The organism is Clostridium sp. 1001270J_160509_D11 (assembly GCF_015667935.1).
In the GTDB taxonomy this organism is placed as follows: Bacteria; Bacillota; Clostridia; order Peptostreptococcales; family Peptostreptococcaceae; genus Intestinibacter.
Window position 1 is genome coordinate 34,406 of the sequence record NZ_JADPET010000003.1, and the last position, 16,379, is coordinate 50,784.

The 16,379-nt window shown below is 29.8% G+C and carries 15 protein-coding genes; 10 read left to right on the forward strand and 5 right to left on the reverse strand.

From position 1 onward, the window contains the following. Positions 1 to 312 precede the first annotated feature (312 nt). The 10 genes from leuA to I4U58_RS00900 all read left to right on the forward strand — a co-directional run bounded on the left by leuA (position 313) and on the right by I4U58_RS00900 (position 10,694). Entirely contained in the window at positions 313 to 2,058 is a 1,746-nt protein-coding gene (gene leuA, locus I4U58_RS00855) for a 2-isopropylmalate synthase (RefSeq protein WP_195929008.1), read from the forward strand. 16 nt (positions 2,059 to 2,074) lie between these two features. Then, positions 2,075 to 3,370, forward strand: coding sequence for a 3-isopropylmalate dehydratase large subunit (gene leuC / locus I4U58_RS00860; protein WP_347708153.1), 1,296 nt, complete (start codon positions 2,075 to 2,077; stop codon positions 3,368 to 3,370). 1 nt (position 3,371) lies between these two features. Beyond that, positions 3,372 to 3,860: a 3-isopropylmalate dehydratase small subunit gene (gene leuD / locus I4U58_RS00865; RefSeq protein WP_195929012.1), complete on the forward strand. Its 489-nt coding sequence runs from the start codon at positions 3,372 to 3,374 to the stop codon at positions 3,858 to 3,860. Between the two features lie 140 nt (positions 3,861 to 4,000). Next, entirely contained in the window at positions 4,001 to 5,071 is a 1,071-nt protein-coding gene (leuB, locus tag I4U58_RS00870; RefSeq protein WP_195929014.1) for a 3-isopropylmalate dehydrogenase, read from the forward strand. A gap of 718 nt (positions 5,072 to 5,789) precedes the next feature. After that, positions 5,790 to 6,839, forward strand: a complete 1,050-nt coding sequence (locus I4U58_RS00875) for an energy-coupling factor ABC transporter permease (RefSeq protein WP_195929016.1) — start codon at positions 5,790 to 5,792, stop codon at positions 6,837 to 6,839. A 23-nt stretch (positions 6,840 to 6,862) separates the two neighbouring features. Continuing rightward, positions 6,863 to 7,672: a cobalt ECF transporter T component CbiQ gene (gene cbiQ / locus I4U58_RS00880; RefSeq protein WP_195929018.1), complete on the forward strand. Its 810-nt coding sequence runs from the start codon at positions 6,863 to 6,865 to the stop codon at positions 7,670 to 7,672. Positions 7,673 to 7,697: 25 nt separating this feature from the next. Continuing rightward, complete coding sequence (locus tag I4U58_RS00885) at positions 7,698 to 8,453, forward strand: ABC transporter ATP-binding protein (RefSeq protein WP_195929021.1); 756 nt, start codon at positions 7,698 to 7,700, stop codon at positions 8,451 to 8,453. A gap of 27 nt (positions 8,454 to 8,480) precedes the next feature. Continuing rightward, complete coding sequence (locus I4U58_RS00890) at positions 8,481 to 9,068, forward strand: class I SAM-dependent methyltransferase (protein ID WP_195929023.1); 588 nt, start codon at positions 8,481 to 8,483, stop codon at positions 9,066 to 9,068. Between the two features lie 27 nt (positions 9,069 to 9,095). Then, positions 9,096 to 9,632, forward strand: coding sequence for an ECF transporter S component (locus I4U58_RS00895; RefSeq protein WP_195929024.1), 537 nt, complete (start codon positions 9,096 to 9,098; stop codon positions 9,630 to 9,632). A gap of 84 nt (positions 9,633 to 9,716) precedes the next feature. Beyond that, entirely contained in the window at positions 9,717 to 10,694 is a 978-nt protein-coding gene (locus I4U58_RS00900) for a M14 family metallopeptidase (RefSeq protein WP_195929026.1), read from the forward strand. Between the two features lie 120 nt (positions 10,695 to 10,814). Here I4U58_RS00900 and I4U58_RS00905 read toward each other — a convergent pair whose 3' ends face one another. The 5 genes from I4U58_RS00905 to nikB all read right to left on the reverse strand — a co-directional run bounded on the left by I4U58_RS00905 (position 10,815) and on the right by nikB (position 16,189). Further along, positions 10,815 to 11,738 carry an ABC transporter ATP-binding protein gene (locus tag I4U58_RS00905; protein WP_195929028.1) on the reverse strand — a complete coding sequence of 308 codons (924 nt, stop codon included), beginning with the start codon at positions 11,736 to 11,738 and terminating at the stop codon, positions 10,815 to 10,817. Continuing rightward, positions 11,735 to 12,694 (reverse strand): ABC transporter ATP-binding protein, encoded by a 960-nt coding sequence (locus tag I4U58_RS00910; protein WP_195929030.1) that lies wholly within the window; start codon positions 12,692 to 12,694, stop codon positions 11,735 to 11,737. The genes I4U58_RS00905 and I4U58_RS00910 overlap by 4 nt, the downstream gene beginning before the upstream one ends. 10 nt (positions 12,695 to 12,704) lie before the next feature. After that, entirely contained in the window at positions 12,705 to 14,255 is a 1,551-nt protein-coding gene (locus I4U58_RS00915) for an ABC transporter substrate-binding protein (protein ID WP_195929032.1), read from the reverse strand. A 90-nt stretch (positions 14,256 to 14,345) separates the two neighbouring features. Beyond that, a complete protein-coding gene (gene nikC / locus I4U58_RS00920) occupies positions 14,346 to 15,227 on the reverse strand; it encodes a nickel transporter permease (RefSeq protein WP_195929034.1) in 882 nt (293 codons plus the stop codon). After that, the gene (gene nikB, locus I4U58_RS00925) at positions 15,224 to 16,189 is read right to left on the reverse strand and encodes a nickel ABC transporter permease (RefSeq protein WP_195929036.1); all 966 of its coding nucleotides are present in this window, start codon (positions 16,187 to 16,189) and stop codon (positions 15,224 to 15,226) included. Before nikB ends, nikC begins: the two co-directional genes overlap by 4 nt. Positions 16,190 to 16,379: the final 190 nt, after the last annotated feature.

Genomic DNA, 16,379 nt, shown 5'->3' on the forward strand with positions numbered 1-16,379 from the left:
CGGGGTTTTTTTAACACAAAAAATAAAAGAGATAAGGCCAATCTCAATTAAATTTTAAATTTTTTTAATGTTTGGTAAATAACTAATAATAACTGGGACTCGATAAGAGAAAAATAATAGGGAATAAAAAAGCACAAAATAAAAAATAACTAGGGAATATAAACACATATAAAGGCACATATGTTAAATAAGTACATGGGCAAATAGTACAAATAACTGAGTAAAGCGGAAAAATACTCAAACTAAATATCAGAAAATACTGAATAATATACAAAATACACAATGTGAATAGTTAATACAGGGGGATAAAAAATGAGAAATAGTGAGTTTAATTATAAAAAATATGTAAAACCAGACTTTCAACCAAAAAACTTTACAAATCGTGAATGGCCAGACAAGGATATCACAAAAGCACCTATTTGGTGTAGTGTAGATTTAAGAGACGGGAATCAATCACTACCTACTCCAATGAGTGTAGATGAAAAAATGAAAATGTTTAAAATGTTGTTAGATGTAGGATTCAAAGAAATCGAAATAGGATTTCCATCAGCGTCACAAACTGAATACGACTTTTTAAGAAAGTTAATAGATGAGAACTTAATACCAGATGATGTTAAGGTACAAGTTTTAACTCAATCAAGAGAACACTTAATAACAAAGACTTTTGAGGCATTAAGAGGATGTAAAAATGCAATAGTGCATTTATATAATTCAACATCAGTATTACAAAGAGATGTAGTGTTCAATATGGAAAAATACGAAATAATAGGAATAGCTGTTAAAGGGGCAAAATTAATGAAAGAAGAAGCAGCTAAATATCCAGAAACAAACTTCCAATTTGAATATTCACCAGAAAGTTTTACAGGAACTGAGATGGAATATGCTCTTGAAATTTGTGAGGCTGTTATGGATGTTTGGGAGCCAACACAAGAAAATAAGATGATAATAAATTTACCATCAACTGTAGAAATGACTACACCAAACAGATATGCAGACCAAATAGAATGGTTCAGCAAAAATATTAAAAATAGAGATTGTGTGACAATAAGTTTACATCCACACAATGATAGAGGAACATCAACTGCAGCTGCTGAGTTAGGATTATTAGCAGGAGCAGATAGAATAGAAGGTACATTATTTGGAAATGGTGAAAGAACAGGAAACTTAGACATATTAATAGTGGGAATGAATATGTACGCACAAGGTGTAGATCCTGAGCTAGACTTTTCAAATATAAATGAAATAGCAGATATATACAAAAACTGCACAAAATTAAATATACATGAAAGACATCCATATGTCGGTGATTTAGTCTTTACTGCTTTTTCTGGTTCACACCAAGATGCAATCAGAAAAGGAATGAAAGCGAGAGAAGCTAGAGGTGAATATGTATGGCAAGTTCCATATTTACCATTAGACCCTCACGATTTAGGAAGGGAATACACAGAAATAATAAGAATAAATTCTCAATCTGGTAAAGGTGGAGCAGCATATATCATGGAAAGCGAATTTGGATATAATATGCCAAAAGCTATGCAGACATACTTTGGAAAAGTAGTAAAAAGATGTTCAGACTCAATGGGTAAAGAACTTTCTCCACAAGAGATATTCAACTTATTTAAAAAATGGTATATCGATATAGAAACACCATACAAATTAACAAAATATAAAATAAGCTCAGTAGATTCTGATTCATTTGATGTTGATAGCAATAATATAGAGACAAATAGCTTATCATTAGAAGCAGTAATAAACTTTGACGGCCATGATTATACAATTAAAGGAACTGGTAATGGTCCAGTAGATGCATTTAGTAATGCATTAATGCAACAAGATGAAAAAGAATTACAACCACTTAAAAACTATAAATTCGTTCACTACCATGAACATGCTCTTGGTGAAGGTTCACATGTTAAAGGGGTTGCTTATATTCAAATTGATACAGGTGCAGACGAACCATATTTCGGAGTTGGAATTTCTGAAAATATCAATACAGCAGCAATAAGCGCACTTATGAACGCTATTAATAAGAGCTATATAAAAATGAATGTAAACTAAGGATAATTGGGAGGATATGCCGATGGGGATGACAATGACACAAAAAATATTAGCAAAACACGCTGGTATGGATGAAGTAAAAAAAGGACAATTAATAGAAGCTAACTTAGATTTAGTTTTAGGAAATGATATAACTACTCCAGTTGCAATAACTGAATTTAATAAATTAGGAATAGATGAAGTATTTGATAATACTAAAGTCACAATAGTATGTGACCACTTCACACCAAATAAAGATATAAAAAGTGCAGAACAATGTAAAGTTGCTAGAACTTTTGCAAGAGGAAAAGAAGTCGTAAACTATTTTGATGTTGGTCAAATGGGAATAGAACATTGCTTATTACCAGAAAAGGGATTAGTAACAGCAGGTGATGTAGTAATCGGTGCTGATTCACATACTTGCACATACGGAGCACTTGGTGCATTTTCAACAGGTATAGGTTCGACTGATATGGCAGCTGGCATGGCGACAGGAAAGGCATGGTTTAAGGTACCTGGAGCAATCAAATTTGTTCTAAAAAATAAACCATCTAAATGGATAAGTGGTAAAGATATAATCTTACACATAATCGGCGAAATTGGAGTTGATGGAGCTAGATATATGTCAATGGAATTTGTCGGAGATGGTGTACAATACTTATCAATGGATGACAGATTTACAATATGCAACATGGCTATAGAAGCAGGGGCTAAAAATGGTATATTCCCTGTTGATGAAAAAACTAAAGAATATATAAAAACTCATCCATGCAAAACTATCGAAAAAAATCCAACTGTATATGAAGCAGACGAAGATGCTGAATATGACAGAGTGATTGAAATAGATTTAAGCGGGTTAAAACCAACAGTAGCATTCCCACATCTACCAGAAAACACAAAAACTACTGACGAAATAACTGAAGATATAAAAATTGATCAAGTTGTAATCGGCTCATGTACAAACGGTAGAATTGAAGATATGAGAATTGCTGCCGAAATAATGAAAGGTAAAAAAGTTGCTGATGATGTGAGATGTATAGTTTTCCCAGGAACACAAGCAATCTACCTTGAAGCAATAGAAAAAGGATATATAACTGATATGGTACTTGCAGGTGCTGCAATTTCGACACCAACATGTGGACCTTGTTTAGGTGGACATATGGGAATATTGGCAGCAGGCGAAAGAGCAGTGTCAACTACAAATAGAAACTTTGTAGGAAGAATGGGACATACGGAGTCTGAAGTTTATTTAGCAAGTCCAGCAGTTGCAGCAGCATCTGCAATAACAGGAAAAATATCATCACCAAGTGAAGTTTGTGGAGGGGAAAAATAATATGTTAGCAAGTGGAAAAGTTTTTAAATACGGAGATAATATAGATACAGATGTAATTATACCAGCGAGATACTTAAATACTCCTGATATGAAAGAATTAGCATCTCACTGTATGGAAGATATAGATAAAGAATTTGCTCAAAAAGTAGAAGAAGGAGACATCATAGTAGCAAACAAAAACTTTGGATGCGGTTCATCAAGAGAACATGCTCCAATAGCAATAAAAGAAAGTGGGATATCTTGTGTAATAGCATCAACTTTTGCGAGAATATTCTACAGAAATGCAATAAACATAGGTCTTCCAATACTTGAATGTGACGAAGCAGCAAAAGGAATTGAAGAAGGCGACAAAGTTGAAATTGACTTCAATACAGGTGTAATTAAAAATATAACTAAAAACGAAACTTATCAAGCAGAACCATTCCCAGAATTTATGCAAAATATAATTCAAAATGGCGGCTTAATTAAATCAATAGAAAAAAATAAATAAAATATACTACAAACATAAAAATAAATTATCAAATATAAGATAATAAATTAGTAAATATACTTGTAGAAATAAATTATATAAATAAATTAAAAATAATAAAAATATAAGGGAAAAGAAGTCAACTAGGGGGATTATTATAGATGGATTTTAATATAGCAGTAATAAAAGGGGACGGTGTCGGTCCAGAAATAGTAAACGAAGGATTAAAAGTTTTAGACAAAATAGCTCAAAAATATAATCATAAATTTAAATATACAAATGTATTAGGCGGTGGTGCAGCAATTGATGAAACAGGAGAACCACTACCAAAAGAATCGCTAGATATATGCAAAGCAAGTGATGCAGTTTTATTAGGTGCAGTTGGTGGACCAAAATGGGACAATATAGACAGCGAAAGAAGACCAGAAAAAGGTCTATTAGCTCTTAGATCTGGTCTTGGATTATTTGTAAATTTAAGACCAGCAACAATGCACGAAAGCATTAAAGAAACATCTCCACTTAGAGCTGACATAGTAGAAAGAGGTATAGATTTTGTCGTTGTAAGAGAACTTACAGGAGGAATCTATTTTGGAGAAAGAAAAACAGGAATAGAAGATTGCATTGAGTTTGCATATGATGTTGAAAAATACGACGAAAACGAAATAAGAAGAATAGGCAAAAAGGCTTTTGAAACAGCAATGATAAGAAATAAAAAATTAACTTGTGTAGATAAAGCCAACGTTCTTGATAGCTCTAAATTATGGAGAAAAATTTTAAATGAATTATCAAAAGAATATCCAGAAGTCGAATTATCATATATGTATGTAGATAATGTAGCTATGCAATTAATAAAAGACCCTTCTCAATTTGATGTTATAGTAACTAATAACATATTTGGAGATATAATATCAGATGAGGCATCAATGATAACTGGCTCTATTGGGATGTTACCATCAGCATCTGTCAGAGAAGACGACTTCGGGATGTATGAGCCAATTCATGGTAGTGCACCTGATATAGCATGTCAAAATATAGTAAACCCAATAGCTACAATATTATCAGTGGCTATGATGCTTAGATATAGTTTTAAATTAGAAGAAGAAGCAAAAGCAATTGAAGATGCAGTTGAAAATGTCTTAAATGCAGGATATAGAACAAAAGACATCTACAATGGTGTTGGAGAAGTAGTTGGAACAAAAGAAATGGGCGATTTAATAGCGAAGCAAATATAATAAATCAAATTTAATTATATTTAATATAAATAACTCATAAATATTATGATTAAAGTAAATAAACGAAACTAAAATCCATAAAGTCTATATACAGACTTTATGGATTTTAGTTTTTAATAAAAAAAAATCACCCTTGAGGTGATTGATTAAAATAAAAAATACATATTATAAAAAATACATATTATAAGACAGGGTTATTTTTCTATTCTATCTTTTGGGGAAAGTAGAATATGAATTAAGTTATAGAAAAATAAAAAAAGCCAAAAGACTACAAAGTCTTCTGACTTGATTTGCATGTTTTCAAACATATTTTATCAATAACTTAATTTATATTTAAATTGTATAGAAGAATGCAAACTATGTCAATTAAAATTGGAAAAATATTGAAAAATATTTGTAAATATGGAAGTACATAAGCAATATAGGACTGCAAAAAAGTGAAATTTATCTATTTGTTGACAATAAAAAAATATAGTGCTACTATTTAACTAAATTAACCACAAAAATATAAATTATGAAATTAAACCACGAAGGCTTAGAAGTTCTTTGAGAACTATATGTTTTTGTGGTTTTTTAAATTATAAGGAAATTATACATTATCTGGTTTGTGGATAATGTATAATTTCCAACTTATTAACTTAAGCAACGGAATCTTTGATTCGTTGGCGATATGAACGAAGTGAATTTTTTTAATGCTAATTTTAAGGAGATGGTATTTATGCATATGGCAGACGCTTTATTATCACCAGCAGTTGGTGGAGTTATGTGGGTAGCTGCAGCAGGAACATTGGCTTATTCTGCAACAAAATTATCAAAAGGTGATTTAGAAGATCTAGACAACCCTAAGTCAATTAGTTTTGATAAAAAAATACCTTTAATGGGGGTACTTGGAGCATTTGTATTTGCATCACAAATGATAAACTTCACAATTCCAGGTACAGGCTCAAGTGGACATATTGGAGGCGGAATTTTATTAGCATCATTATTAGGTCCTGAGGCAGGATTTTTGACAATAGCTTCCGTATTAGTAATTCAATGTTTATTCTTTGCTGATGGAGGACTTTTAGCTCTCGGCTGCAACATGATTAATATGGGATTTTTTGCATGCTTTATAGGATTTCCATTTATATATAAAAAAATCTTAAAAAATGGATTTACTCCTACAAAAATCATGATTGCATCCATAATTTCAGTTGTAATTTCACTTCAACTTGGAGCATTTGGAGTAGTTTGTGAGACAATGTTATCAGGTGTAACAGAACTTCCATTTAGTACTTTTGTGATCCTAATGCAACCAATACATTTAGCAATAGGTTTAGTTGAAGGAATCTTAACAGGATGCGTACTTATATTTATTTATAATGCAAAACCAGAACTACTTATTGGATATGATGGAAGTAGTGTAAAAGAAAATGTGAGTGTTAAAAAAGTTGCTTTAGTTTTAGTAGTTGTAGCAGCTTTAATAGGTGGAGGATTATCTTTATTTGCATCAGCAAATCCTGATGGGCTTGAATGGTCAATACAAAAAGTAACAGGAAGTACTGAGTTAGATAGAAGTAATAATGTATCAAAAACACTTGAATCAGTACAAGAAAGTACAGCGTTTTTACCAGACTATGCATTTAAATCAGACGCAGAAAATACTGCAGGGACTAGTGTTTCTGGTATAGTTGGTTCAGCTATAACACTTGGACTAGCTGCATTAATTGGATTTGGTGCAAGTAAGGTTAAAAAAACTTCAGATAATAACACTAAAAAACATGCTTAGTAAAATATAAGGAGATGCTTTAAATGTCTAGTTTGAGTGAGTCTATATATAAATTGAATAAAATTGATGATTTGGGAAAACAAAAGAGTATTATACATGGCATAAACCCTGTTGCAAAACTAATAATAACTATATTATACATAGTATTTGTAGTGTCTTTTCCAAAATACAATATTTCAGGATTGCTTCCATTTATAATTTACCCAATACTGATAATATATTTAGCTGATATACCTCTAAAATTAGTTCTTAAAGCATCTCTTATAGGTTTACCAATCATAACAGGATTAGGCGTTTTTAACTTAATCTTTGAAAGAACAGTAGCATTTTATTTTGGAATCGTTCCTATAACATTAGGGGCGATTTCGCTTATATCATTATTTATAAAAGGGATGCTCACTATTACTGCGGGTATTTTGCTTATTTGCACAACCGGAATAGAAGGTCTTGCAAAATCTCTTAGAGATATAAAAGTACCAAAAGTTTTTACAAATCAAATAGTGTTTATGTACAGATATATATTTGTGCTTATAGAGTCAGTTAGTGAAGTATATAATGCATATATGTTAAGAGCTCCAAACCAAAAGGGAATAAACTGTAGACTATGGGGTTCGCTTTTAGGTCATCTATTACTTAGAAGTTTTTCGAGAGCAGATAGAATATACAACGCTATGATTTTGAGAGGGTTTGATGGAGAATATGTTACATTTACTAATGAAAAAATGCTACTAAAAGATTATTTATATATGTTATTTTGGATTTTATTTTTTATAATAATTAAATTTATAAATATACCGCTATTTATAGGAAATTTAGTTGTAGGAATTTTATAAATAATTTAGACAGGGAGTATAGACAATGAGAGATATTAGTATTCAAATTAAAAATTTATATTATAAATATCCAGATGGTTATGAAGCATTAAAACATATAGATTTAACTTTATATAAAGGTGAATCGCTTGGTATTGTGGGACCAAATGGAGCAGGAAAATCCACTTTATTACTTCAACTAACTGGGATAAATAGACCCTCAAGTGGAAAAATAGAAATTAATTCATTGGAAGTAAATAAAAAAAATCTATCGCAAATTAGAAAAGATATTGGATTTGTATTTCAAAATCCAGAAGATCAACTTTTTACAACAAGTATATACGAAGATGTAGCTTTTGGCCCTAAAAATTATAAATTGAGCAGAGAAGAAGTGGATAAAAGAGTTACAGAGTCACTAAAAAAGGTCGGAATATTAGAATTAAAAAATAGGGCTCCATATAGATTATCAGGAGGACAAAAAAACTTAGCCGCTATTGCAACCGCTATATCAATGAACCCATCAATACTTATAATGGATGAGCCAACCTCTGCACTAGACCCAAAAGCGAGAAGAAATTTAATAAACCTTTTAAATAGTTTTGATTATACAAAAGTAATAGCTAGTCATGATTTGGACATGATATTAGATACTTGTGATAGAACAGTTGTATTAAAAGAGGGGCAAATATTTGCTGATGGAAATACACAAGATATACTACTAGATAATGATTTAATGCAAGAGTGTGATTTAGAATTGCCGCTATCGTGCCAAAAGAGAAGGTTTAATTGTAAAATTAAATAATTATTAACATATAAAAGGAGGGCGATTATGAGCCAAGTAAGCTTTTTTAATTCAATAGCTAAAGATTGGGATAATATTAGTAAAGTAGATGAATCAAAAATAAATTATCTTTTATCACAAATTGATATACAAGAAAATGATACTATTTTAGATATAGGAACTGGAACAGGTGTACTTATTCCATTTTTATCTAAGTTAAATTCAAAAGGAAATATAAAGGCAGTAGATATGTCATGTAATATGCTCGATATAGCAAGAAAAAAATTCAAAGATATAGATAATGTAGAATTTGCTTTATTAAATATTGAAAAGGATGAATTAGATGAAAAATTTAATAAAATAATACTTTACTCTATGTTTCCACATTTAGAAAATAAAACGAATACAATAAAAAAATTAATACAGAATAACTTATTAGAAGGTGGAAAACTTATTATAGCACATTCAGATAGTAGAGAATATTTAAATAATATGCATAAAAATAAAGATAAAATAGTTAGTGAATCTAGACTTATTGATATAAATGATCAAAAGAAGATATTTGAAGATGTGGGATTGAAAGTAGAAGCAGCTTTTGAAGATGACAATATTTATTATATAGTTTTAAAAAAATAAATAGAAAATTTTAAGGGGGAAATACTTATGAATCAAAAAACTATAGGAACAAAACAATTAATTTTATCGGGATTATTTATAGCATTTGGCATTATACTACCGATGTGCTTTCATGTATTTAATATGGGTGGGTCTATATTTTTACCAATGCATATACCTGTATTAATATCTGGATTTTTACTTGGACCAATTTGTGGTGCTATTGTTGGAGTTATAACGCCAATATTAAGCAGTTTTTTAACTGGTATGCCACCAGTTTTACCAACAATGCCTATAATGGCTTTAGAACTTTGTGGTTATGGTATTGTTTCTGGAATTCTATTTTCTAAAACAAATAAAATTTATATATCACTTATTTTAGCAATGATTGTAGGGCGAATTTTTGCATTATTTGGGGCTTTTTTAGCATCACTTACATTTGCACCAGATATAAACCCTATAATGTATATTGTAACAGGAGTTACAACAGCAGTTCCTGGAATGATAATTCAACTGATATTTATACCTATTTTGGTTAAGTTTTTAGTATCAAATCCTGAAATACGTAAATCTTTAGCGTCTTAAGAAGAAATTTTGAAAGAATACTATTATTAATAGGGAAAAAGAGGCAGTATGTTTATGTAGTTGCATAAAAGGAGGTTTAATTAATTGAAAAATAAAGTTTGGGATTTGTTGGGATATAAAGTTGATATAGGAGAAAAAATTTGCTTTACAATACATCCATATGATGAAAAGTATGATATACCAGTTACTGTGATAAATGGGATAAATTCTGGTAAAACAATTGTTGTAAGTGCTGGTATTCATTCAGGGGAATACCCAGGAGTTGCAGCTTGTGGCATACTTTCAGAACAAATAGATCCTTTAAAGGTAAATGGACGTATTATAATTTTGCACTGTATAAATACTAAGGGATTTTTTTCGAAACATGAAAGATTTATGCCAGAAGATGGCGGTAATATGAATGGTATTTTTCCAGGAGATAAAGAAGGAACAATTAGTAAAAAATTAGCTGCATTTCTTGAAGAAAATATTATGAGTGAAGCAGATTTTATAGTAGACCTTCATAGTGGTGGAGGTGAAGAACTTTTGTTACCATGTCTTTTCTTTCCTGTTGCAGCGAGTGAAGAGGTAAATGAAATATCATTAGAAGTGGCAAAGGCGACAACAATTAACCATTTAATTGCATCGACAGCAAAGGATGGATTTTATAGCTATGCAACAACTAAAGGTATTCCAGCTATATTACTTGAAAGGGGAGCTTTTAATAAATGCGATAGAATTGATTATGAATCTTATGTTGAAGATGTTTACTTAATTTTAGATTATTTTAAAGTTATAGATAAAAAAGAAAAAAAGTCATTAGGAGTGAAATTTATTTGGAGAAAAACAGAGTATATGACATGTAAACAAACAGGACTTTGGTATTCAGATATAGAAGCTGGTATGATACTAAAAAAAAATGATTTAATAGGGTGTGTTAAAGATTTTTATGGAAATCTTTTAGGCGAGTATAGAGTTACTGAAGATTGTAGAGTTATGTATAATCATGCTGGATTGATGATACAAAAAGATGGCGTTATAGGAGCTTTTGGAGATTTAAGACATGTTGAGATAATTGATTAATACTATTTAATGTTAACGTTAGTATTATATTTAAATATAATAAAAATAGCCACTTTTAAAGTGGCTTAAATATTTATTGAATATAATATAAAGTGATTATTATCATACTTATAAAATAGGTTATTTGTTATACATATGACATCTAACTCTTCTGTCTCCAATCTCCTTAATTTCAGGATTACAAGAATTACAAATTTCTATTCTATCTGGACACATTTCTTTAAATTTACATCCACCTGAATGTTGAAGCTTTTCATAATTTATATCTTTATTTTCATCAATATTATCTATCGTCATTATGCATGAAAGAAGAAGCTTTGTGTAAGGATGCATTGGGTTTTCAAATATATCTTCTGCATTTCCGCTTTCAACTTCGTTACCTTTATACATAACTAAAATTCTATCACATAAATATTTTGCTAAAATCAAATCATGAGTTATAAATATATAGGACATGTCCAATTTTTCTTTTAGTTCAACTAGTAGTTCGATAATTTGAGCTTGAACAGAAACATCAAGAGCACTAGTAATTTCATCACAAATTAATAGCTGTGGTTTTAAGATTATTGAACGAGCTATAGCAGCTCTTTGACATTCACCGCCGCTAATTTTGTTTATATGTCTATTTTTGTATTCTGACTTTAGTCCAACTAAGTTTAATGCTTCATCTACTTGGTTATTAATTTGATGTTTATTTAATCCTAAAGTGTATTTTAATCCAGCACTAATACTAGTTTTTAGTTTTTTTCGTGGATTAAAAGAATCAATAGGATTTTGAAAGATCATCTGAATATCTTTTCTTGTTTTTCTAAGTTCAGATCTATTCATAGTAACTAAATCTTTTCCTAAAAAGTTAATTTCTCCACTATCAGGTTCTACAAGCTTAACTAGCATTTTTGCAATTGTACTTTTACCACTACCACTTTCACCTACGATTCCAAGACATTCCTTTCTACCTAATTGAAAGTTTATGTTGTCAACAGCAGTAAAAACAGAATTATTTTTATTAAAGGTTTTTGTAAGATTTTTTACATCTAATATCATAGCACTTCTCCAAGATAAATATTATTTTCAACCTCTGTATATTTTAAACAAGATGTAAAATGTCCATTTGAAGTTTCTTTTAGTTCTGGTTTTGTCGTTTTACATTTTATATCACATATTTTACATCTATCATAGAAAGGACAACCTTCTATTACAGAACCAAATTCGGGTATTTTACCATCGATACCTTTTGGAGTCTCTCCATTTAATGTTGGAATGGATTTTAATAATTCAATAGTATACTGATGTTGAGGATTTTTTAAAATTTCTATTTTAGGACCAATTTCAAGTAGATGACCATAATACATAACCCCTATTGTATCTGAAATATTAGCGACAATACCCATATTATGTGTAACCATTATAATACTTGTATCAAAATTGTTTCTAAGTTCTTTTAGAGTTTGAACAACCTGTGCTTGAACTGTAACATCTAATGCTGATGTAGGTTCATCTGCTAATATCAGTTTTGGCTTATTTATCATAGCAAGTCCAAGGGATACCCTTTGATTAATACCACCACTAAGCTCAAAAGGATAGTTTTTTAATATTCTTTCAGCATCTTCAAGATGTAGATTTTTAAGTAAGTTTACAATGTCTTTATGCTTTTGTTTTTTACTTGTTTTATTATGTTTCATAATTTCAAGAAATTGATTTTCTATTTTAGTAATAGGGTCTAGGAATAATGTGGCTTGTTGAAAGACCATAGAAATATCTTTTCCATATATATTTTGATTTTCGTTTTTTAATAGATTTTTGTCTTCAAACGTGATACTACCGCTATCTACTTTTCCGTCATTTCCTAAAATATTCATAATAGCTTTAAGAACAGTACTTTTACCACTACCACTTTCACCGACTATTCCTAATATTTCACCTTTATTTATTTTTAAAGAAACATCCCTTACAATAGGGACACTATCGTAAGAGATGTTTAAATTATTTATTTTAAGCAAATTATCACTCCTATTCTTGTATATCTACATTAGCATCAAGTAAGTAGTATTCAGATGGATTTGCTACACAATTTTTAACTTTTTTATTCATAACGTATGTATAATTAGCATGACCTATAGCTATATATCCATAATCATCCATTACTTTATCAACTATATCACTAGCTAGTTCATCACGTTTTTTAGTATCGAATTCAGAATCAAGTTCTTTTGTTAAAGTGTCAACTTCGCTATTGCTATATTTTCCGTAGTTACTACTTCCGCTAGAAGCAAATGCTATATCTATAAAGTATTGAGGATCACCAGTTGGAAGCATAGTGAAGCTCCATAAAGATATATCGAAGTTACCATTTTTACATTCATCCATCATATTATCAACTATTTGAACATTTAACTCTACACCTATTTCAGCAAGTTGTGATTTTAAAGCCTCACTAAAAGTAGGTAATTCAGCTTTTGTAGAGTAAGTTATTAATTTTAGAGATAATTTTTCACCATCTTTTTCTAATATTCCATCATTATCAGTGTCTTTATATCCTGCATCTTTTAATAATTTTTTAGCTTTTTCTACATTAAATTCATACCCTGAACCACAGTAAGAAACATAAGTTGGATATAAACCTTTAGCAGCAGTAGAACCACCATTATTTAAAGTTTCATTGTATTTATCTCTATCTATACATAAACTTATAGCTTCACGAACATTTTTATCTTGGATAAACTTATTACTGTAGTTTAAAAATAACATTTGAGCTCTAGAACCTGCGTTACTAGATATAGTATAGTTATCGTCGTTTTTATAATCATCTAAGCTAGTATTTGGCATACTTACAGCAACATCAACTTCACCAGATTTAGTAGCCATATCAAGAGCACTTGTATCAGCTAAAACTTTAAATGTAGCAGAATCTAATTTTACATCCCCATTCCAGTAATTTTCATTTTTAGCTACATCAAATTGAGTTTTTTCTTTGTAACCAGTTGCAACAAATGGACCAGTACATATTGGATTTGTATCACTATTTTCTTTATCACTTACATCTACTATTATTCCCATTGGTTCGCATAGACTGGCAGGTAAGCCAGGATTAGCATCTTTAGTTTTTATAGTAAGTGTTAAGTCATCAGCTTCTATAGTATCTACATTATAAAGTTCTACTGCACGTTCATTTACCTTTAGAGTGTCTTCTAAAGATGCTTTAACAGCCTTAGCGTCAACTTTATTACCATTAGAGAATGTAATACCATCTTTTAATTTAAACACCCAAGTTGTATTATCCGTACTTTCATATGTATCTACTAAAAATGGAGTTACATTTAATTTATCATCTGATTTGAAAAGTGTTTCTCCGATACCATATCTACTAACATACCAACCATTCCAGTCTTGGTGAGGATTTAGATTGTTAGGTGATTGAGTATCAGCAAATACTAGAGATTTTGCTGAATTATTTCCTGAATTTCCTCCCGAAGAAGAGTTACTAGTGCTGCTGCATCCTGTTAAAACTCCTAGCGACATAATCAATGCGCTTGATACAGCTATTAATTTTTTTAATTTCATTGTGAAATTACCCCCTAAATATATATTTTTTATTTAAAATTTAAAAATTTTATACTGTTTTAATAAGCATCTAACTAAAGTAAAAAATGCTTATTGTTTGATATCAAATCTATCTCTTAACTCATCTCCTAAAAGATTGAACAAAAATACTACTAATAATATTGCAATACCAGGGAAAATAATCATCCAAGGTGCATTGTATATATATTTTCTAGCTTCATTCATCATAAGTCCCCATTCCGGAGTAGGTGGTTGTGCCCCTAAACCTAAAAAACAAAGCCCCGCAATTTCAAGTATCATTCCCCCTATATCTAACATAGCCATAACTAGTAGAGTAGAAGCTATGTTTGGAATTATATCAGTTAGGATAATTTGATAACCTTTTGCTCCACATAATAAAGCAGATTTTATATAATTTGATTCTTTCGCTGAAATAGCTAAACTTCTCGCCATTCTAGCGTATTTTGTCCAGTTAATAATACAAATAGCTATTATTGTATTTTTTAAACTTGGTCCAAGCATACCAGCTACAGCTATAGCTAAGATTAAACTTGGAAAAGATTGTAGTATTACTGTTATTTTCATTAAAATATTGTCTATTATTCCACCATAATATCCAGCTGTAACACCAATTATCATCCCAAATGCAAATATAAAAACGGTTATAATTAAGGATGAAAATAAAGAAGTTTTTAAGCCACAAATAACTCTAGAAAATAAATCTCTTCCTAGGTTATCTGTTCCAAATATATGCGTATTAGACGGTGAAAGCAAAACAGTAGTTAAATCAGCCTTAATTGGGTCATAAGGTACAATTTTGTCAGAAATAAGTGCTATAATAAATAGCATTATTATTAAAGAAGAATAAATTAATATTTTTCTATTTTTTTTGTCTACAATTATATTTATCAGATTGTTTGTAACTGACTTTTTAACTAAACTATTTCTTTTATCAGATGTTGGACTTATCATTTTGAATTTTCACCTCTCCTTCTTTTTAAGCGAGGATCAAATAAATAATATGATTTATCTGTTAAGTAATTTATAAATAAGAAAATAAAAGACATCCAAACAATATATCCTTGTACTACAGGATAATCTCTACTTGATATAGCCTCAACTGCATATTTACCTATACCTGGCCACATAAATACTGTCTCAACAATAGTTGCTCCTCCTAATAGACTTCCAAAAGATAGTCCAATCATAGTGATTATTGGAAGTGCACATCCTTTTAGAACATGTTTAAATAAAATTTCTTTTTTTGATACACCACGGACTTTAAGTCCTATAACATATTCCTTATTTAGCTCTTCTAGAATAATACTTTTTATTTGTCTTATGAATTTTGATGCTATCCCGACAACCATTGTAATAGTAGGTAAAATTATAGCACTTGGTCCATCGTTTGATACCGGAAGAAGTCTAAATTTATAACATACAAAATACATAAGTATAAGAGCTATAAAAAATGACGGCATTGAAGGACCAAATAAGCTTAAAATCCTTATTATTTTTTCAGATAATTTATTATTATTTGATGCTGCAAATATACCTATTGGTAGAGCAATGATAACAGAAATTATTAGAGATAATAATGCTAAATATAAAGTTGCGGGAAGTTTAGATAATATTTCTTGGCTAACAGGTCTATTATATTTTATAGAAGTACCTAAATTACCTGTAGCTAGACCCTTTAACCAAGTTGTATATTGTTCTAAAAAAGACTTATTTAAACCTAATTCTTCTTTTTTCGCATTTATTACTTCTTGTGAAATAGTAGAGCCGTTTGAAGACATCATTATTTCTACTGGATCGCCAGGAGATATATACATAAGCGCAAATGAGATAAAGGTTACACCTATAATGATTATTAATGCGCTTAATAATTTTTTTAGGCTTAAAATATTAAATATTTTTTTTATTAAAATCACATCCTTTCTATTTAAAATGCCAAAAAAGGCAAAAAAAGGCCCAATACTATCTCTGATAGTAATAGAGCCTTCATAACCCAATTATAATTACTTACAAATAATAACATGAATGTATAAAAATGTAAAAAAATTATAATATAATTTATGTTATGATGATTTATTCTTAAAAATGGTATATAATAATAATAAG